We start from the raw sequence: 17,853 nt of genomic DNA, 5'->3' as shown, positions 1-17,853 counted from the left end.
GCTGTGCGGGGTGCCCGCGGCGGGGCTCGCGCCGACCGGGCTCGCGCCGGCCGGGTGAGGTTCCAGCTGCTCGGGCCCCTTCGCGTCCAGCCGACGGGGACACCCGTCCGGATCTCGGCGCGCAAGCAGCGCACCGTCATCGCCATGCTGCTCGCGCACGCCGGACGCGCCGTGCCGATCCGTTCGCTGGTGACGGAGGTCTGGGACGGCCGCCCGCCGCGCTCGGCGGTGCCGAACCTGCACACGTACGTCATGCAGCTGCGTCACCTCCTGTCGGCCGCCGATTCCCCGGCGGCCGACCGGCTGGTGACCTCCGACGGCGGCTACCTGCTGCTGGTCGAGCCGCCAGAGTTGGACCTGTTCCGGTTCGAGGAGCAGCTCGCCCGGGCCAGGAAGGCGTGGTCCGGCGAGAACCTCGGGGCGGCGGAGGCGGCGTACGCGCGGGCCCTCGGGATGTGGCACGGCGCTCCCGCCGAGGACGTCCCGCTCGGCCCGGCCCTGCGCACCGTGGTCGCCGACCTGACCGACCGCTACCTGAGCACGGTCGAGGAGCACATCGACGTGCAACTGGCGCTCGGCGCGCACCGGGAGGCCGCCGAACGGCTCCGCACCCTGACCGCGCGCTACCCGCTGCGCGAGCACCTCCACGCCCAGCTCATGCTGGCGCTCCACCGCTGCGGCGACCGGCCGGGAGCCCTGGCGGCGTTCGCGGCGGCCCGCCACGCCCTGGCGGAGGAGCTGGGCCTGGACCCGGGCGCCGAACTCCGCCGCCTCCACCGGATGATCCTCGGCCATGACGTGGACCCGGGCGGCTCTGTCGTCACCCTGCGCGGCGCCCGACGCCTCCTACCTCCGGTCCCGCCGGCCTTCGTCGATCGCCCCCGGCTGGTCACGCTCGCGACGACCGCCCTCACCGCGCCGGCGGGCCAGGGCGGCGGGGTGCGGGTGGTGGCGTTGCACGGAGGCGGCGGGAGCGGGAAGTCGGCGCTGGCGCTGCGGGTGGCGCAGCGGGTGGCCGGGCGGTACGCCGACGGCGTGCTCTACGCCGACCTGGGGGGATCGACGGCCGGCGTGCCGCCCGCGCGGCCGGTCGAGGTGCTCGGGGAGCTGCTGCGCACGTTGGGTGTGCCGGGTGATGAGGTGCCGGTGACGGAGGCCGAGGCGGCGGCGCTGTACCGGTCGGTGCTGGCCGGTCGCCGGGTCCTGGTGGTGCTGGACAACGCGACCGGAGCCGCGCAGGTGACGCCGCTGATCCCGGCGGGCGACGGGTGTGCCGCGCTGGTCACCTGCCGGGGACTGCCGGCGACCCTGGACGCGGTGCCGATCGCGGTGGGCCCGCTGGAGGAGGCGGAGGCCGTACGGCTGCTGGCGTCGCTGGCGGGCGAGCCCCGGGTGGCCGCCGAGCCCGAGGCGGCGGCGGAGGTGGTCCGTTCGTGCGGCCGTCTCCCGCTGGCGGTGCGCGCGGCGGGCACCCGGCTGGCCGGGCGACCTGACCTGCCCCTGGAGACCTTCGCCGTACGCCTGCGGGACCGGGGCAGCCGCCTGGATCTGTTGCCGGGGGTGCGTTCCTGCGTCCGAGCCGGTTACGATCAGCTGTCCGACCGGTCGGACGCGGCGCGGGCCTTCCGGTCACTGGGCGCGCTGGACCAGCCCGAGGTCGACGTGGCGGTGACGGCGGCGCTGCTGGGCGTGCCGCGGGCGGCGGCGGAGCGCGCGCTCGACGTGCTGGTCGAACTCCGCCTGCTGGAGCCCGCTCCCGGTGGCCGGCTGCGTATGCACGACCTGGTCAGGCTGGCGGCGGCGGAGCTGAACCACCGAGAAGAGACAGCGTCACGCGGCACGGACAGCGGATGACGCCGACGTCCCGGCCGGACCTCACCACATCGGACGACCACTCGCGACCGCGCTGTAGCGCGGGTATACGGGCGGCTGTATGCGGTGCCGATAACTTTCAGGTAACCCCCCATCCGAAGGAGACCACCGCCATGACAGGCGTCCTGGAACGACTCGGCGACCGTGTGCTCAGCAGACTCGTGCCCAAGGCCACGGCGAGCGCCGACACGTCCTACTACGTCACCTGCTCCTGCAAGAACATGGTGCGCAAGCGCAAGCTCTGCCACGTCGTCGGCGGCACGTCCGGCTGCACCGGCTGCACCTACGTCGACGTCTGGGTCTGCTAGCGCAGGGTGTAGGCGAAGCAGCCCGCGGCGCGGCCGATGCCGACCGTGATGCGCACATGCCCGTCGGGCGGCAGCAGGATCTGGCCAGGGTAGATCTTGTCCTCGGACGGCGAGCCGTCGTCGTCGAGCACGGTGGAGGTCGCGGAGGCGTCGCGCACGTAGTAGGCGACGGTCCCCGACTCGACGTGCTCGACCCGGATCAGCGCCTCGGCCCGCCCCTTGTCGGGATCCTGTGCCACCCACAGTTTGGCCACGCCGCCGCGCTGCTCGCGCAGAACCGTGCCGAACGGCCCGGCCCGTACGCCGCCCGCCGCCGCGCCCTCGTCCCCGGCCCGGTCCGCGTCCACGCAGGGCACCCCGTCGCCGGAAGGAGTCGGCGGCGGCGAGACGGAGGTCGTCCAGCCCACGGTGCTCGGCGGCGATTCCCGGGCCGCGGCCTGTTTCTGCGCGGGCGGCCCGGCGGAACAAGCGCACAACAGCAACACCAACGCCGAGAACGGAAGAAATGCCGACCTTCTCATTCGTCAAAGTATTACCAGCGTCCACGATGATGTCCATGGATGCCGCGGATTTCGCCGGAATAGCCTGCGGATTGCTCGCCGCGCTTTTTCTGGCCAGTGGCGTGCCGAAAATCAGGCGGCCGTTCGGATTGGCGCTCGCGTTGATCCGCTTCGGCATCGTCAAGCGGGTGCGGCCCGGCCTCGGCCGGCTGCTCGGCGTCGTGGAGGTGGCGGCGGGCGTGGCCGTGGCGGTCAGCCCGGTCCTGTTCCCGGCCGCCCTGGCCGCGCTCGCGCTGCTGGTGGCGTTCACCGCGGTGGTCGTACGGTCGGTGCTGGCGGGGCAGAGCGTGGAGTGCGCCTGCTTCGGCACGGGCGAGACGACCTCGTGGGCGACGGTGGCGCGCAACCTCGTGCTGATCGCCGTCGCGGCCTTCCTCGCCGCCGTGCCGGCCGTCCCGAGCATGGAGCAGCGAATTTCGGGATTGCTCATCGGCGGGGCGATCGCATGTGGATATCTGCTGATTTCCACGCTGGCCGAGCTCAAGCCTTTCAGCGTCCGTATCGACGGGTGAATGGAACGTCATGGGATACACCGCGTTGTTCGTCGTGTGCGCCGTCTGGCTCATTCTGCTTTTACTCGGCCTTTTGGTCGTACGCCGTGAATTGTCGATTCTGCAGGACCGGGTGGCGGTGAGCGGGAACGCGCCGGCCGACGGGCTCGCCGTCGGAGCGGTCGCGCCGCCCTTCCCCGGGCTGCGTGACAACGACGTGGTCATGTTCTTCTTCGGTGACTGCGAGCCCTGCCACGAGGTGGCCACGGAGGTCGCGCGCTCGGCCGACCCGGCCGGGTTCGCCTGCGTGGTCAGCGACGGCACCATGCCGGGGTCGGCGGAGGGTTTCCGGCGGATTCTGCACGCGGACTCGCGCGCGCTCATCGGCGCGGAGGGCGCGGCCGTCCGGGAGCGGTACAAGGTGCACTCGGGCCCCTTCGGCGTCGCGGTGTCGGGCGGCCTGGTGGTGGCCAAGGGCGTGCTGCGCTACGCCGACGACATCGAGCAGCTCTACCACGCCGCCTACGGCCCGGCCCGGGTGAGCCCGGCCCCGACTTCGGCCCAGGCTTCGGCCGGTCAGACTTCGGCCGGCCAGGCTTCGGCCGGCGGGTGAGGAGACACCGATGCCCGACCTCCTGACCAGCCCGCGGACCAGACCAGCACTGGCGCTCCCGCCGGCCGTGCTGGGCCTGCTCGCGGGCCATCTCCTGGGGCTGCAGCCCTGGGCGCTGCTGGTCGTGGCCGCACTCGTCGTGGGGATCGCGCAGCAGACCCTCCCTTGAGGCCCCAACGTGATCATCATGATCACGCGCGCCCGCGTGTCCGGGTGCTTCGGTTCCTCGGTGGTGGCCGGTGCCGTCCTCGTGCTGTCGGCGATGACGGGCGCGGCGCTCTCCGGGGCTTTCGCCGGTCTCCTCGGCGCGGCCGTGGAGCCCTCGCTGCGGGCGTTGCTCGCGCTGGCCGCGGTCACGGTGTCCGTCGCCGGTGCGGCGTTCAAGGCGGTCCCCTGGCAGCTGGACCGGGAGACCGACACCCGCTGGCTGGGCTACAACGACTGGCGCACCGCCGCCTACAACGGGTTCGCGCTCGGGCTCGGCTTCACCACGCGCATCGGCTTCTGGCTCTGGTACGTGCTGCCGCTGGCCGCCTTCGTCACCGCCGACCCGCTGCTCGGCGCGGCCGGTTACGTCGTCTTCGCCCTGACGCGAGTGGGCCTGTCCGCGCTGCTCACGTCGATGGACGTGTACGTCTCGGGCGGCATCGCGCGTGCCCGCATGATCACCGATCCGCTGGCCGTCGCCGCGCTGTGCGCGCTCTACCCCGTACTCACATCTCTGCTGTAACCCACCGATGAGCCCCCGTAGTAACCCCCCAGAGAAAGGAAGCAGTAATGAAGGAGGAATCGACCAGACGCGGGCTGTTCGCCGGCATCCTCCGGGATCCGGCCGGCTCCACGCCGCTGCCCCCGTCCGACGCCCCCATCGCGGTCCTGGTCAGCGGCGCCGGCCAGGACGTGACGGTGCGCCGTTACGGCGCCTCGGCCGGCCGCACCGCGGCCGCGCCCGTCGCGGCGAAGGCGGAGGAACTGCCCTACGGCTGGACACTGCGGCCCGGCGATCTCGTCGTCATCGACGAGTCCGCGCCGGGATCGCCCGTGGCGGTCGCCCTGCACCGCAACGTGCACGGCACCGTGGCGGAGGTGTCCGAGAACCGCATCACGGTCGGCGGGCAGGTCTGCCTGCTCGACCCGCGCACGCTGCACTACGAGGGCATGGAGGGCGAGCCGTCCGCCAGGCCGCTGGCCCAGCCGCTGAAGCCGGGCGACCGGGTCGTCCTGGAGTGCTTCGACAACCGCGTGGACGGCACCCTGACCGTGCACTTCATGCGCCGGCTCAGTCAGGCGGCCTGATGGAACAGGTTCTGGCCGTGGTGCTGGTGGCGACCTGTGTCGTGCTCACGGTGGCCTTCCTGGCCTGTCTGCGGGGAATCGCCGAGCTCCGGCTGCGCCTGACGGGGCGCGGCATGGATCCCAGCGCCCAGCTGATCATCGGCAGGAAGCTCCCCGAGAGCCTGGTCGGGCTGATCCCCGACGCGACGCAGGACACTCTGGTGCTGTTCATGTCCAGCACCTGCGGCACGTGTCACGGCCTCGCGGCGAGTCTGGGCGAGTTCAGCGGCCGGCAGACGGTGGCGATCATCGCCGGCGACTCCGCCTCCGACCTGCTCACGACGCTCCCGCCGCACGTCGCGGCCTTCGACGGCGAACAGGCCAAGGCCGTGGACGCCGACCTGCCCATGGCCATGTTTCCCACCGTGCTCCTCCAGCGCGACGGGTTCCTGGTCGCCTACGCCAGTGGCAGCGACGCTGACAGCGCCGCGGACCTCGAAGTGCTGTGGGAACAGAGATTGGACGTACCAGAGGGGATGAGCGCATGATCGTCGAGCACGTGAAGAAGACGCGGCTGACGCGGAACAAGTTCCTCGCCGTCGCGGGCGCGACCATCGTCGGGGTCGCCAGCAACGCCTGGTTCCCCGGCCGGGCCGAGGCGGCGCCGGACGGCTGCTACGGCTATCCGGGGTGCAGCTGCTGCTCGGCCACGACGTGCTGCGCGAGCGGCTGCTCCAAGCGGTACAGCTGCGGTGGCAAGCAGTGCTGGACGACGTGCGCCTACCTGGGCAGCACGCTGTACCGCTTCGACTGCTGCGACTTCACCAAGAGCGGCGCAGGCTGCATCTGCCGGGTGAATCACCGGACCTGCAGCTGACTCCGGGCTCGGTGCGGTGGGCGGCCCCGCCGCCCACCGCACCGACCTGGCAGGTCAGGCGTCGGTGACCCAGTTCATGTGCTCGATCCAGAGGTCGAACATGGCCCGATCGCCCTGTACGTCCAGCGAAGAGGCGGCCAGCGGCCGGCGTCGGCTGATGACCAGGAGCAGATCGGTGGCCGGCCCGCTCACCACGACGTCCGCCTCCGCGTGCGTCCGCTCCAGCGCGACCTCGTCCGGCTCCCGGCGGGCCACCCACTCGCCTGAGGCGTCGGTCGCGTGGAAGTGCAGGGTCTGGCCGTTCCCGCGCAGCGCGTCGGCGAAGTCCGGCCGGTTCTCCCAGTAGCCGCGGGACGTCATCGTGGCCAGCCAGTCCTCGGTCGCCTCGACGGCGAGCTGCGGAGCCAGTTCGTACGGCAGAGCGAGCGCCACGGCCGCGTCCGCACGATGCACGCAGGCCTCCCCGAACAGCCGCCGTGACCAGAACGGCACCCCTGCCGCGGCACCGGACGGATCCCACACGGGCGTGTCGTCGCCGACCTCCGCGAACGCACGCCCCGCCGCGGCCGCGCCGTCACGCAGCCAGGCCCGCCACTGGCTCGAATCAGCCGGAGCCGGGACATAACGAGCGAACGCGCTGTCCGGCTCGCTCAACTGCTCACCGACGAGCATGGCCACCATGCGCTGCGTCGACCCGACGTGATCGACCAGATCGGCCAGGGTCCACTTGGGGCAGGTCGGCACCGGAGCCGTCGCATCCTTGCCGTCCACCCAGTCGGCGAACGTGTCGGTCTGCTCGACCACGGCCTGCACGTATGCGGACGTGTCCATCTGCACCTCCTGGCTGCGGGGTTTTGCGCAGTGATACTTCCTTACGGATGTCCCGGGTGACCAGGCTTTTCCTTCGGACATTTGCCGGACATTTGGCCCCCTGCGCGGGTCAGCGGAAGTCGACCTCTACTTTGTGCTCGGCGAAGAACTCCAGGAGGTCGTCCAGTACGACCCTCGGTTTCCAGTACCGGAGGTCGTGCGTGGGACGGTCGTAGCCCGGGACGAGATGGCGGCGGGCCACGTCCGCGTGGTGCCAGATCAGCCGGAACGGGGTGGCCGCGCCCCAGCCGCCGCGCAGGCAGTCGTGCAGGGCGTCGAGGTTCGAGCCGAAGTAGCCGCCGGGGCCGTTGATCGCCTCACCGATGGCACAGTAGAAGGCGTCGATGTCGGTGATGGAACGGCCGTCGAGGTGATACGTCGTTCCGGCCGGTTTGTCAGGCAGGCCATGGGTACGGTCGCCGCACGCGAGGCCGATCCATTCCTGGCGGAGCAGCCGGTCGTAGCGGGCCCACAGGTGGGGCTCGGTCGGGCCGCCGTCGTACCGCATCTGGAAGAGCTCGCGGGCGCCGGTCGGCAGCGGCTCCTCCACCCCGCTGTCCAGGGCGATGTCCAGCAGGCCGTGGCCCGATCGCGACGGCTGGACGGAGACGACGGTGGCCGCCACCGCGCCTGCCCCGGCGCCGATGCGTCCGTCGCGTTGGACGGCCAGGATGGATGCCGTGAACCTGCGGCCCTCGGCCGGTGCCGGCAGTGGCGCTTCGGGGCGGAAGCCGATCAGGGTCAGCGGGCGGACGGGAGCGGCGGGGCGGACGCGGAAGACTCCGGTGACGTCCAGGCATGCGCCCAGCTTCTCGTCGTCGAGCGCGGCCAGGCGGAAGCCCGTCCCGTCGGGCCTCTCCTCCGGCAGCCCCCACTCAGGGAGTAGCCGGATATATCCGCTTAAGTCGAGGTCCACCAGGCCCTTCCGCGTCGCCGACGGGCGGCGTGCGACCACGGTGACGTCGATGAGTTCCTGCTCGCACGTGCAGCCGTGCTCGTACGTCCAGCACGAGGCGGGCCGGTGCTCCGGCCGGTGGACCGGGATCAGGGCGATGCTGGGCAGCCACGCCCGCTCCGTCCCGATGTGGCGCAGTGCGTCCAGCAACGGTCCCGCCGGGTCGCAGCCGAGCAGGGTGAAGGTCTCGGGCGGAGGGACGGGGTCGGGGTCGGCGAAGAGGCCGTCGATGTCGCGGCACACGCCCAGCGTGATGCTCGGGTCAGCGGTGTACTCGTCCAGCAGCGACCAGCGCGCGCCCGGATCCGTGATCATGAGGTCATGATGCCGCTTTCCCACGCCCAGGCGGCGATGTCGACGCGGTTGCGGGTGCCGAGCTTGTTCTGGATGCCGGCGATGTGGTTCTTCACGGTGCCGGGTGAGATGAACAGGATGGTGGCGATGTCGGCGTTGGTGTGGCCCCGGGCGACGAGCCGGGTGATCTGCAGTTCGCGGTCGGTGAGGCGGGCCGCCCCCGTGCGGGCCGGCCGGGGTGGCGGCGTGGTCAGGTGGCGCAGGAGGCGTACGGTGACCTGCGGGCTGATCAGGGTGTCGCCGGACATCGCGGCGCGGACGGCTTCGGTCAGCAGGGCCGGGCCCGAGCGTTTGAGCAGGAATCCGCAGGCGCCGTTGCGCAGTGCGGTGTGCACGTACTCGTCCAGGTCGAACGTGGTGACGACCACGACGCGGACGGGGTCGGGGACGTCCGGCCCGGCGAGCAGGCGGGTGACTTCGAGACCGTCGAGGCCGGGCATGCGGATGTCGGCGAGCACGACGTCAGGACGCAGGTGACGGGCCTGCTCCACGGCTGCGGTGCCGGTGGCGGCCTCGGCCACGACGGTCATGTCGGGTTGGCTGTCCAGGATGATGCGGAAGGCGTGGCGGATGTTCTCCTGGTCGTCCGCGAGCAGGACGCGGATCGGGTCGGAGGTCATGCGCCGGCCGTGCGGGGGCTCAGGCACGCGGGAGCGGGATCAGCGGTCATGCGCCGGCCGGTGCGGTGCTCAGGTCCGATGGTGTGAGGGTCAGCGGCAGCGTGGCGGTGACGTGCCATCCGTGAGGAGTGCGGGGGCCGGCGGTCAGGGTGCCGCCCAGCGCTTCGGCGCGCTCGGTCAGACCGGCCAGGCCGAGGCCGCCACGCGCGCCGCCGCCGGCCGTCCGCCTGCCGGCGCTGCCCCCGCCGGCCTGGTGCTCGTCGGGTGTCGTTCCGGTACGGGCGTCGTCGGTGACCATGACCTCAAGGGCGTGCCCGGCGTCGTCACGGAGGCGGCGGACGCTCACCTCCACCCGGCTCGCCGTCCGCGCGTGGCGGCGCACGTTGGTCAACGACTCGACGACGATCCGGTACGCCGTCGCGGACACGTCCCTGGGCACCCGTTCGGCCTCGTGGAGGAGAGCGTCAAGGTCGAGGCGGACCTTGGCGGTGCCCGATGACGAGAATCGCTCGGTCAGGTCCGCGAGGTCGGCGAGGGCCGGCAACGGTGTGCGGGCCGCCGCCGGCCCAGCCGCGACATCGGGCCCAGGACTGTCGGCACCGCGCTCGGGCACGGCATCGAGGCCGGGGCCGAGGTCGGGGTCGTGCAGCATCCGTACGGTCCTGTCCATCGAACCCAGCGCGTGCAGCGCGGCGTGCTCGATGCGCCCGAACATCGCCAGCGCCTGCTCGGGATCGTGCTCGGCGAGGATCTGACCGGCCTGGGCCTGGGCGAGCATCTCGCTGACGTCGTGGGCGACGAAGTCGTGCAGGTCGCGGGCCAGCCGCAGCCGCTGCTCCTGCCGGGCCGCCCGTACCGAACGGGCCCGGAGATCGTCCAGTGACCGCAGGTAGAGCCCGATCACGGCCGCGAGCACCGCGAACAACGCCCACACGGCGAAGCCCGCCAGCGCCGCCGGAGTCGGCGGTCCCGCGCTCACGCGCACCAGCAGGAGCGGCACGGCGACCCCGGCCAGCCCCGCGGAGACGATCGCCGGGCGGACGGGCGCGGCCCGTACCGCCAGCAGGACCAGGATCAGCAGGCCGACGGACTCGCCGAAGAGCCACCCGCTCGCGGCGGGCGGGCCCGCCGCGTCGAGCCACACGACGCCGGCGGTCGCGGCCAGCGACACGAGACCCGCCCCACCCGTGATGAGCGCGATCCGGCGGCGATCGGCCGGCCATCCGGACAGCACCCTGATGACGGCGGCCGTCGTCAACGCCACCGGCACGGTGGCCGGCGCGCCGAACGCGGGCGCGGCGGCGATCCCGGTCAGCGTCACGACGACGATCGCGACCAGGCCGGCCCGCGCACGCCACCGCACGGTCTGGCTGCTTCCTGGGGGCATGTTCCGAGCTTAGCCAGGCGGATTCGGCCCGCCGCCAGTGCCGAACGGCACATCTTGCGCGCGCGTCCACGCCCGAGAGGTGCCGTTCGGCACCTCGGCCGGTGACCTGCGCCTCCTCGATGCTGGGCGGAGGAGGTGGTGGACGTGATGAGGCGATGGTTTCGCTGGTCGGCGCACTGGCCGGTGTGGTCGGGGTACGCCGCGGCAGGAGGTTCAGCGCTTTACGGAGCGCTGGGGGTGTTCTGGGCGCTGGGCGGCGGTGGTTTTCCGTTCGCGCCCGTCGAGGACGACCGCGCGTCAGGCTCGATCCTCGAGGGCAGCGAGGCCGGGGCCGTCGCGCCGGTCATGGCCGTGGTCGGGCTGATCGGCGCGGTCGCGGCCCTGGCGATGACTCGGCAGTGGGGACGACACGGTGTGCGCAGGGCATTGCTCGGCTTCGGCTGGGGCCTGGCCGGGCTGCTCGTCCTGATCATTCCGGACTTCTCGCTGCTCGGGTTGATCGCCTTCTCGCCCTTTCTGCTGGTGTTCGTCTTCACCGGCGTTCCTGGACCGCAGGAGGGCATCGGGGACATCCTGTACTGGCACCGGACGAACCTGATCGTCCTGTTCGCCATCGGCGTCCTGTGGGCCCTGACCACGCTCGCCTACCAACGGCGCACCAGGCAGGTCTGCGCGCACTGCGGCCGGGGCGACTCGGCGGTCGCGCGCTGGACCACTCCGGAGGCGGCGCGCCGCTGGGGCCGGTGGGCCGTGTACGTGGCCTGCGCCGCGCCGGTCCCGTACGAGATCACCCGGATCGCCTGGTACGCCGGCCTCCCGCTCGGCATCACCGACGACTTCCTCCGCATGATGCGCGAGACGCCCGGCATGCTGGAGGTGGGACTCGGCTGCGCGCTCGCCTCGATCGGCGGCGCCGTGCTGACCCACGGGCTGATCCGGCGCTGGGGTGAGGTCTATCCGCGCTGGATCTGGTTCAAGGCGGGCCGGCGGGTGCCGCCCGCGCTCGCCGTCGTCCCGGCGACCCTCGTGGCGCTCGCCGCGATCCCCGCGGGCTTCATGAACCTGCGCATGAGTCTCGACGCCGGCACGGGCGAAACGTGGGGCCTCACCGCACCCGGGGTGTTGTGGATCTTCTGGGGCGCGGGCCTCGGCCTCGCCGCGTACGCCTACGCCCTGCGCCGCCGGGGCGACTGCCGCCGCTGCCGGACACCGGCCAGGGTTCCGGTGCGAACGACATGAAGAGGGCCGGGTGCGGCCGTTCACGACTTCAGCTTGAGCATCTTGCTCGACGTCCCCGGGAACACGACGACCAGATGCTCCTCCGCCGCGTCATTCACCCGGATGTAGACGCGGAGCCGGTAACGGCCCTTGCCCTTGATCGCCAGGTTCGGCATCGGGGCGCCCGCGCCCACCTCTCCCTCGCCCATCTCCGGCACGGTGAGCCGGCCGCTGCGGCTGATGAGGGGGACCTCGCTGACCTGGTCCCAGCCCGCCGTCCGCGCGGGCGGCGCGGTGCGGAAGGCCTTCACCGTGAGGCAGAGGTCGGAGACGTCCGCGAGGTGACCGACGAGCGCCGCGCTGCCGGCCACCCCGATCCTGGTGCTGTCGTCGTAGACCCGGTCCGTCGCCTGCTCCGCCTCCTCCTCGAACGCCGCGTCCCCAGGGTCGTGGACCAGGTAGCCGTGATCCCCGTCGGCGAACAGGAAATAGTTGGCCGTGGCCCTGACGACGCCCTTCGTCCGCGGCCACGGGTCGCGGCACTTCGCGTTCGCCTCGGCGATGGAGTCGGCGTAGTCCTCCTGCGTCTCCGCGGTCGAACGCAGCAGGTCGGGACGGGTCGCGCCGACGGTCTCCGGGCAGACGTAGACGAGGTCCCACGCGTTCACGCCCCAGGCGGCCCGCTCGCTCCCGGCGCGGGTCAGGATCGCCTGCTGCTCGTCGTGGTCCTGCGTCCGGCACAGCACCCGCCCGTACGCGAGGACCGCCTGGTCCGACATGCTGTCCGGGAACATGGGCGGAACCCCGCCGTCTCTGCCGCGCGCCCGGCAGAGGAACGTCGCGTCGCGTTCCGACGGCTTCAGGTCGCCGAAGGCCGGCTGGTCGTAACACTGCGTCGACCCGCTGCTGTACGTGAGATACGCGGCCTGCTCCGGCTGGATCAGTACGGCGAGCGGCAGTACGGTCACGGCCGCCACCAGAACCCGGTTCACCCGCCGCCGCACGGGAGGAGGATCGTCCGCCGGGCGGTCCTCGACGGCCAGTTCACGGGCGGTCGCCGCATGCCACACGCTGCCCACGAGCATGGCCACGTCGAAGAAGATCAGCGTCACCACAACGCCGTCGCCACGGAGGTCCTTGGCGATCAGCGTGAGCGGGAGGATGAGCGTGTACACGCCTATCGACGACCACCCCGCGATCAGCGTGCCGCGGCTCCATCGGCCGTCGCGCCGCTGCCCGACGACCGTGAGGACGGTCGCCGCCACCACGCTCAGCGTCGAGGCCATGGAGGAGAGGCCGCTCGATCCGACCTCGTACAGGTCCAGCCGGTCGAGGGCGTCCTGGACGAACAACGCCAGACCGACCGCGAACACCGCTCCGGCCGCCGCGCGCGACGTGGGGGACCGCCAGCGGATGACGAGCAGGTAGAGCACGTGGATCGCGGTCCACAGGACGAGGGTCAGCACCTCGTCCACCGCGTCGGGGAGCAGCCCGATCGGGTGCCGCAGCACGAGGGTGTAGGCCACCGTCACGTACAGGAGCGTCCGCAGCGCCTTCGCCCGGCGGTCCGGCGTCCCTCGTACGGGGGTACGCAGGATCAGCCACAGGAACGCGGCCTTCACCAGGGCGGCCACGATCAGCGCCACCGTCGTCGGGGTGTCGAGTCTCCCGTTCACGGAGAGACCGCCAGGCGGCGACCATTCGACGGCCGCCCAGAGCCAGGCGTCTCCCAGAACGAGGCCCGCGACCGCCGCCGCGAGAACCAGACCTACCGCTCCACGTCTGATGATCCGCCATAAACCATCCGAAGACATGGAACGCGATCTTAGTGCGCCGCCGCGACGCTACCGGATGGCCTCAGCAGGCGGCGGCTGGTCCAAGCATCAGCCCGTGACGGCGGCCTGCCTGCGCATCAGCAGATGGCCGCGGCGGAAACGTTCGTCCTCCAGCGGCTCGCGCAACATCCGTCCCACCTCGACGAACTCCTCCTTGCCCGCCAGTTCGGCCAGCTCGTCGATCGGCCACCGGTAGGCCGGCGTGACCTTGTGGTCGAACTCCTCCACCGGGCCGCCCCCGGACTCGAAGAAACCGATCAGCAGGTGACCGCCGGGGGCCAGCACCCGGCGGAACTCGGCGAAGTACGCCGGCATCTCCGGCGGCGGGACGTGGATGGCGGAGTACCAGGAGAGCAGGCCGCCCAGCTCACCGTCCGGCACGTCGATGGCGTCCATCGAACCGAGCTCGAACCGCAGGCCGGGATAGTCCTTGCGGGCGATGTCGAGCAGCGCGGGCGACAGGTCGATACCGTAGGCGTCCAGGCCGAGGTCCCGTAGGTGCGCCGTCATGTACCCGGGCCCGCAACCGGCTTCGACGACGGGCCGGGGTCCTTCCTTCCGTACGAGCTCGGCGAACACGGAGACGATCGCGCGGTCCAGAGGGAGGCGGTCGAGCGAGTCGCGGACGAGGTCGGCGTAGAGCTGGGCGACGGCGTCGTAGGCGTCCGCCGTCGCGGTCAGGTAGGAGGAGGATTCGGCCATGGCGGACGACTGTAGCCCATCGATCGGCGTCAGCGAGCTGTCCGGTACGGCATCCAGCCGGTGCGTGCCCGCCAGTTGCGTCCGGAGCGGAGGTGGGCCACGTACGCTCGCTGCAGGGACGTCTCCTGGGGCAGAACCGCGAGCCGGCTTTCGGTGACCGGCTCTTGCCTGCTCGGCTTGCTGAAGAGGTATTCCAGCAGGTCACCGTCCGCGCGATCCGCGTCGCCCGACGTCCGCGGCTTCAGGGTGAAGCGGCGCAGGAACCGCACGATGTTCGACCGCTCGGAGAGATATTCGGCGAGTTGCGGGTCGAGCAACCAGGAATGACAGGCGAAGTGGGAGACCGGCTCCTCGGGGAAATGGCGCTCGAAGAACGTCCGCGCCAGGTCGAACGATTCGTCGCAGGAATCTGGGGACAACGGCGTGCCGGAGGGGATGTGCAGATGCAGGACGTATCCGGTCATGCCGTCCGGGCGTTCGCCATGGCCGCGGTCGTACTCCAGGCGGCCGAGCTTGTATTCGGTTCCCCGGAATTTCAACGGCGGGCACCACTGGTCGAATCCGCCCACGCCACCGAGCCCGTGCACGGACCGGTGCTCGGCCATCACAGGCCCGAGCGTGGACAACGTCTCCCATGACGTTCGTGGGTCGATACCGCGCTCGGCGTGGTAGCGGAGCGTCCGCGGCAGGACGGCGAGATAAAGCCAGACGTAAAGGTGAAGCGCCACCGGGCCGGCCTCTGCGGGGAAGGCCGGTAAAGCGCGATAGCCGTCGGCCGGGAGCGCCGCACCTAGGTGCGAGGTCAGGTCCCGGTAGCACCGCTCCAAGCTCCGCCACAGCTCCGGGTGCTCCTGGGGGTCAGGCCGCGCCGCCAGCGTCTCGTCCCGATCTCGGGACGAGACACCCAAGCGCTCCAGCAGTCGCGCCGCTTCCACGTCCGAAGGAAGGTCGATCATGTGAGAGTGCGCGGCCCCTCTGCTAGCGGTTGAATCCGACCACGGTAGACGCCCGCGAGTTGCCCCTGCAGACGATCCGGATGAGCACCTGCAACATGTTCCCGTCGGACTGCCTGGCCGGCCCTGAAGCACCGGCGACGACCGCGCCCGCGACGCCGAGCACGGACACGGCGCGCGGCCGGCATATGAGGGCTTTTTCCATTCGACCCTCCGTTTCCTGGCTTCGGTGATGTGCGAGCATGTCATCCCCCCTCCGGTCGGCGTGCCGGCCTCGGCCGCTACGTCGAAACCGCCCGGAAGTCCGCCTCGACCTGAATGTACGTGAGGGCATGACCGCTGATCCCGCCGCCGGTGAACTGCTGGAGATCGCCGCCGCGCTCCTGCCCGGACACTCCCTGGCGGACGCCCGGGTCAGCGGGGGCAATCTGCATCACGTCGTGCTCGTTCCCGGTACGGCCGCCGTACGCGTGAGCAGGCGGCCGTCGTCGGCGCGGGAGATGCCCCGTCGCATGGAGGTGCTGCGGGAGGTGGCCGGGGCCGGGCTGCCGTTCGACGTGCCCGAGCCGCTGACGCCGGTGACCTGGTTCGGCGAGCGTGCGGCGGTGGCCGTGTCGTGGGTCGAGGGCGCCGAACTGCCCGAAGGGCAGGGCGATCCCGGTGAGATCGGGAAGTTGCTGCGCGCGGTGCGGGAGGTCGGCGTCACCCCGCGGCTGAGCGGACTGCTGCACGCGCCGAGGGCGGCGAAATGGGCTGAGGCGCTGTTGGAGGAGGTGGTGCCGGAGTTGCCCGAGCGGTGGCGGGACCGGTGCCGGCGGCGGCTCGAAGCGGCGCGGGATCTGGAGCCCGTACCGGATGTGCTGGTTCATGGCGATCTGTGTGCTTCCAACGTGCACTGGAGCACCGACGGCCGCCTGATCGGGGTCCTGGACTGGGATCAGGCCCACCTGTTCGACCCGGCGATCGACGCCGCCCTGATGGCCTGGCACGGCTGGGACAACGTCAAGGCCGCCGTGGACCCCGAGACCTACCGGCGGGCCCGGATCTATGACGCTTCGATCGGTGTCGGGCATCTCGTCGGGGTGCTCGACGGCCGCCCGCTGACGAACATCGACGTGTTCGTCCGCAGCATCGTCGCCTGGCTGGACGAAACCTCGAACGACGAGATCCCGTAAGCCGTCCTGAACGACGGGCGGTCAGGACGGGGCGAGGTGGGCGCGGATGGCGGCGGCGCCGGATTCGGTGAGCCAGTCGGCGAACGTCCGCAACCCTGGATGGATCACCCGCAGCGCCTCGACGTCGGCGCGCCAGCGATGCCCGGCGATCCACCGCTTCCTGGTCTGGGCGACCTCGGGACCGACTGCGGCGGCCTCGTCCTCGCTGATCTGCTCGTACCGGATCGGGATGCCGGTGGCCGCGGTGATCGCGGCGGCGGCCTCGACGGGGGTCGGCTGGTCGCCGGCCAGCTCCAGCGTCCTTCCGGCGAACCGTTCCGGCTCCGCGAACGCGAGCGCGGCGAACTCGGCGATGTCCTCCAGAGCGATGAGCTGCATGGGCCTGTCCGGCGGGAACAGGTGCCGGTGCACGCCGTCGGCGAGGCCGTCGAGGGCGAACCTTCCGTCGCTCAGGTAGTTGGTCATGAACCGGACGGGACGCAACACGGTGGACAGCCGGATGCGTTCGTGCAGGTACTGCTGGATCATCGCCTTCCCCGCCATACCCGGCGAAGCGGTCGAAGCCCCGGCGACGGTGCTGAAGACGACCTGCTCGACTCCGGCGGCGGCGGCCGCGTCGATCAGCGCCCGGCCGCGGGCCACTTCGAGCGCCGTGTCGGTCCCGGAGGGCGTGTACAGCGCGGGCGGTACGCCGAACACGGCGGTGACGCCGTCGAGCGCCGCCGGCAGGCCGGCCGGATCGTCGAAGTCGCCGCGTACGAGCTGGGCGCCCGCGGCGGCCAGCGCGGCGGCGGCGGGTGCGGCCGGGTCGCGGACCAGGGCTCGCACCGGCCGCCCCGAGGCGAGCAGCCGCCGGGCGGTGGCGCCGCCCTGCCGGCCGGTGGCGCCGGTGACCAGGATGAGGGAGTCCGTCATGGCGTCCCTTTCTGAGACGGTGGATACTGACACGATCCGGAATGCTCCACCCCCTTTCCCGCCGCAGACAAGGATTACGTGACATGACAGCAGCACCGGGCGCGGTGGTCGCCGGGCGTTCCGACGCCCGCAGGAATCGGGAGATCGTGCTGCGCACCGCGATGCGCGTGTTCACCGAGGAGGGCCTGGAGGTGTCGCTCGGCCAGATCGCGCAGCGCGCCGGGGTCGGCGCGGGGACCGTCTACCGGCACTTCCCGAGCAAGGAGATCCTGGTCGAGGCGGTGCTCGCCGAACAGGTCCAGGGCCTCGTGGCCACCGCCGGCGAGTGGGCCGCCCGCGCCGCGCCGGGGAACGCGCTGTTCGGGTTCCTGCTCGACGTGATCGAGAAGTCGGCCGGCCGGGGGCACGTCTGCGACGCGCTCACCGCCGACCGGAGCTGGCCGCGCGCCCTGCTGGCGGCCGCGGCGCAGCGGTTCCACGAGGCGCTTGAGCGCCTGCTGCACGACGCGAGGCAGGCCGGCGCGATCCGCGCCGACGTGCGGGTCGAGGACCTGACCGCGCTGACCGTCGGCGCCGCCGCGCTGCGGGCGGCGCACCGGGACCGGGCGCGGGGCACTCAGCTGGTACGGATGCTGCTGGACGGACTGCGCACCCCGGCCGTCACGGAACCCTCCGCGTTTCGTGACCCGCGGGCCCTCCAGCGTCACGAAACCGGCGGCGGCCACTGCGTGGAGTGCGGCGTCCGGCTGCGCGCCAGGACCACCGGACGACCGGCCCGCTACTGCGGCCCGACCTGCCGTCAGCGCGCCCGCCGCCGCCGTGTCGCGGCCGGCGTGGGCGACGGTGAAGGCGGCGGCGTCTGAGCGAGCGGCG

General features: G+C 72.0%; 22 protein-coding genes. 12 read left to right on the top strand and 10 right to left on the bottom strand.

All coding sequences use genetic code 11. The features are described 5' to 3' along the window. The first annotated feature begins 54 nt into the window (after window positions 1-54). Both B0I32_RS36950 and B0I32_RS36945 read left to right on the top strand, forming a co-directional pair. Window positions 55-1,854 (top strand): AfsR/SARP family transcriptional regulator, encoded by a 1,800-nt coding sequence (locus B0I32_RS36950; RefSeq protein ID WP_146178457.1) that lies wholly within the window; start codon window positions 55-57, stop codon window positions 1,852-1,854. 131 nt (window positions 1,855-1,985) lie between these two features. After that, window positions 1,986-2,180, top strand: coding sequence for a hypothetical protein (locus tag B0I32_RS36945; protein WP_106247662.1), 195 nt, complete (start codon window positions 1,986-1,988; stop codon window positions 2,178-2,180). Here B0I32_RS36945 and B0I32_RS36940 read toward each other — a convergent pair. After that, window positions 2,177-2,701, bottom strand: a complete 525-nt coding sequence (locus B0I32_RS36940) for a hypothetical protein (protein ID WP_146178456.1) — start codon at window positions 2,699-2,701, stop codon at window positions 2,177-2,179. The two genes, B0I32_RS36945 and B0I32_RS36940, sit on opposite strands and share 4 nt — an antisense overlap. On the opposite strand from B0I32_RS36940, the gene B0I32_RS36935 reads away from it, so the two are divergent. The 7 genes from B0I32_RS36935 (at window position 2,686) to B0I32_RS36910 (ending at window position 5,996) form a co-directional block, all read left to right on the top strand. Then, entirely contained in the window at window positions 2,686-3,252 is a 567-nt protein-coding gene (locus tag B0I32_RS36935; RefSeq protein WP_106247659.1) for a MauE/DoxX family redox-associated membrane protein, read from the top strand. The genes B0I32_RS36940 and B0I32_RS36935 overlap by 16 nt on opposite strands. Before the next feature lie 91 nt (window positions 3,253-3,343). Beyond that, window positions 3,344-3,844: a hypothetical protein gene (locus tag B0I32_RS36930; protein ID WP_146178455.1), complete on the top strand. Its 501-nt coding sequence runs from the start codon at window positions 3,344-3,346 to the stop codon at window positions 3,842-3,844. Window positions 3,845-3,854: 10 nt separating this feature from the next. Further along, a complete protein-coding gene (locus B0I32_RS58125; protein ID WP_181308190.1) occupies window positions 3,855-4,013 on the top strand; it encodes a hypothetical protein in 159 nt (52 codons plus the stop codon). 18 nt (window positions 4,014-4,031) lie between these two features. Then, on the top strand, window positions 4,032-4,574 hold the full coding sequence (locus tag B0I32_RS36925) for a hypothetical protein (RefSeq protein ID WP_146178454.1): 543 nt from the start codon (window positions 4,032-4,034) through the stop codon (window positions 4,572-4,574). A gap of 47 nt (window positions 4,575-4,621) precedes the next feature. Next, on the top strand, window positions 4,622-5,140 hold the full coding sequence (locus B0I32_RS36920) for a hypothetical protein (RefSeq protein WP_106247653.1): 519 nt from the start codon (window positions 4,622-4,624) through the stop codon (window positions 5,138-5,140). Beyond that, complete coding sequence (locus tag B0I32_RS36915; RefSeq protein ID WP_106247651.1) at window positions 5,140-5,667, top strand: hypothetical protein; 528 nt, start codon at window positions 5,140-5,142, stop codon at window positions 5,665-5,667. Before B0I32_RS36920 ends, B0I32_RS36915 begins: the two co-directional genes overlap by 1 nt. Next, the gene (locus tag B0I32_RS36910) at window positions 5,664-5,996 is read left to right on the top strand and encodes a hypothetical protein (RefSeq protein WP_106247649.1); all 333 of its coding nucleotides are present in this window, start codon (window positions 5,664-5,666) and stop codon (window positions 5,994-5,996) included. The genes B0I32_RS36915 and B0I32_RS36910 overlap by 4 nt, the downstream gene beginning before the upstream one ends. Before the next feature lie 54 nt (window positions 5,997-6,050). On the opposite strand, the gene B0I32_RS36905 is transcribed toward B0I32_RS36910, so the two are convergent. The 4 genes from B0I32_RS36905 to B0I32_RS36890 form a co-directional block, all read right to left on the bottom strand. Continuing rightward, window positions 6,051-6,827 (bottom strand): maleylpyruvate isomerase family mycothiol-dependent enzyme, encoded by a 777-nt coding sequence (locus tag B0I32_RS36905; protein WP_181308188.1) that lies wholly within the window; start codon window positions 6,825-6,827, stop codon window positions 6,051-6,053. Window positions 6,828-6,936: 109 nt separating this feature from the next. Beyond that, window positions 6,937-8,136 (bottom strand): barstar family protein, encoded by a 1,200-nt coding sequence (locus B0I32_RS60340; protein ID WP_106247646.1) that lies wholly within the window; start codon window positions 8,134-8,136, stop codon window positions 6,937-6,939. Continuing rightward, window positions 8,133-8,795, bottom strand: a complete 663-nt coding sequence (locus B0I32_RS36895) for a response regulator (protein WP_106247644.1) — start codon at window positions 8,793-8,795, stop codon at window positions 8,133-8,135. Before B0I32_RS36895 ends, B0I32_RS60340 begins: the two co-directional genes overlap by 4 nt. Before the next feature lie 46 nt (window positions 8,796-8,841). Then, on the bottom strand, window positions 8,842-10,182 hold the full coding sequence (locus B0I32_RS36890) for an ATP-binding protein (RefSeq protein WP_106247643.1): 1,341 nt from the start codon (window positions 10,180-10,182) through the stop codon (window positions 8,842-8,844). Between the two features lie 147 nt (window positions 10,183-10,329). Between B0I32_RS36890 and B0I32_RS36885 the strand changes: the two genes are divergently transcribed. Beyond that, window positions 10,330-11,421: a hypothetical protein gene (locus tag B0I32_RS36885; protein WP_106247725.1), complete on the top strand. Its 1,092-nt coding sequence runs from the start codon at window positions 10,330-10,332 to the stop codon at window positions 11,419-11,421. 20 nt (window positions 11,422-11,441) lie between these two features. Here the strand turns inward: B0I32_RS36885 and B0I32_RS36880 are convergent, their stop codons facing one another. From B0I32_RS36880 to B0I32_RS36865, 4 genes are all read right to left on the bottom strand, one after another. Continuing rightward, the gene (locus B0I32_RS36880; protein WP_146178453.1) at window positions 11,442-13,076 is read right to left on the bottom strand and encodes a hypothetical protein; all 1,635 of its coding nucleotides are present in this window, start codon (window positions 13,074-13,076) and stop codon (window positions 11,442-11,444) included. A gap of 207 nt (window positions 13,077-13,283) precedes the next feature. After that, the gene (locus tag B0I32_RS36875) at window positions 13,284-13,937 is read right to left on the bottom strand and encodes a class I SAM-dependent methyltransferase (RefSeq protein WP_106247639.1); all 654 of its coding nucleotides are present in this window, start codon (window positions 13,935-13,937) and stop codon (window positions 13,284-13,286) included. Window positions 13,938-13,966: 29 nt separating this feature from the next. Continuing rightward, a complete protein-coding gene (locus tag B0I32_RS36870; protein ID WP_106247638.1) occupies window positions 13,967-14,893 on the bottom strand; it encodes an acyltransferase domain-containing protein in 927 nt (308 codons plus the stop codon). 22 nt (window positions 14,894-14,915) lie between these two features. Then, window positions 14,916-15,095, bottom strand: coding sequence for a hypothetical protein (locus tag B0I32_RS36865; RefSeq protein ID WP_106247636.1), 180 nt, complete (start codon window positions 15,093-15,095; stop codon window positions 14,916-14,918). Between the two features lie 127 nt (window positions 15,096-15,222). Between B0I32_RS36865 and B0I32_RS36860 the strand changes: the two genes are divergently transcribed. After that, complete coding sequence (locus B0I32_RS36860; RefSeq protein ID WP_106247635.1) at window positions 15,223-16,065, top strand: aminoglycoside phosphotransferase family protein; 843 nt, start codon at window positions 15,223-15,225, stop codon at window positions 16,063-16,065. Between the two features lie 21 nt (window positions 16,066-16,086). Here the strand turns inward: B0I32_RS36860 and B0I32_RS36855 are convergent, their stop codons facing one another. Continuing rightward, complete coding sequence (locus B0I32_RS36855) at window positions 16,087-16,980, bottom strand: NmrA family NAD(P)-binding protein (protein ID WP_106247633.1); 894 nt, start codon at window positions 16,978-16,980, stop codon at window positions 16,087-16,089. Between the two features lie 83 nt (window positions 16,981-17,063). Here B0I32_RS36855 and B0I32_RS36850 point away from each other — a divergent pair, with 83 nt between their 5' ends. Continuing rightward, on the top strand, window positions 17,064-17,843 hold the full coding sequence (locus tag B0I32_RS36850) for a TetR/AcrR family transcriptional regulator (protein ID WP_181308186.1): 780 nt from the start codon (window positions 17,064-17,066) through the stop codon (window positions 17,841-17,843). The last annotated feature ends 10 nt before the right edge of the window (window positions 17,844-17,853 follow it).

It is taken from the genome of Nonomuraea fuscirosea (assembly GCF_003001935.1).
GTDB lineage: Bacteria > Actinomycetota > Actinomycetes > Streptosporangiales > Streptosporangiaceae > Nonomuraea > Nonomuraea fuscirosea.
The sequence above is the reverse complement of the archived record's forward strand: the minus strand, read 5'-3'. Positions and strand labels throughout refer to the sequence as shown.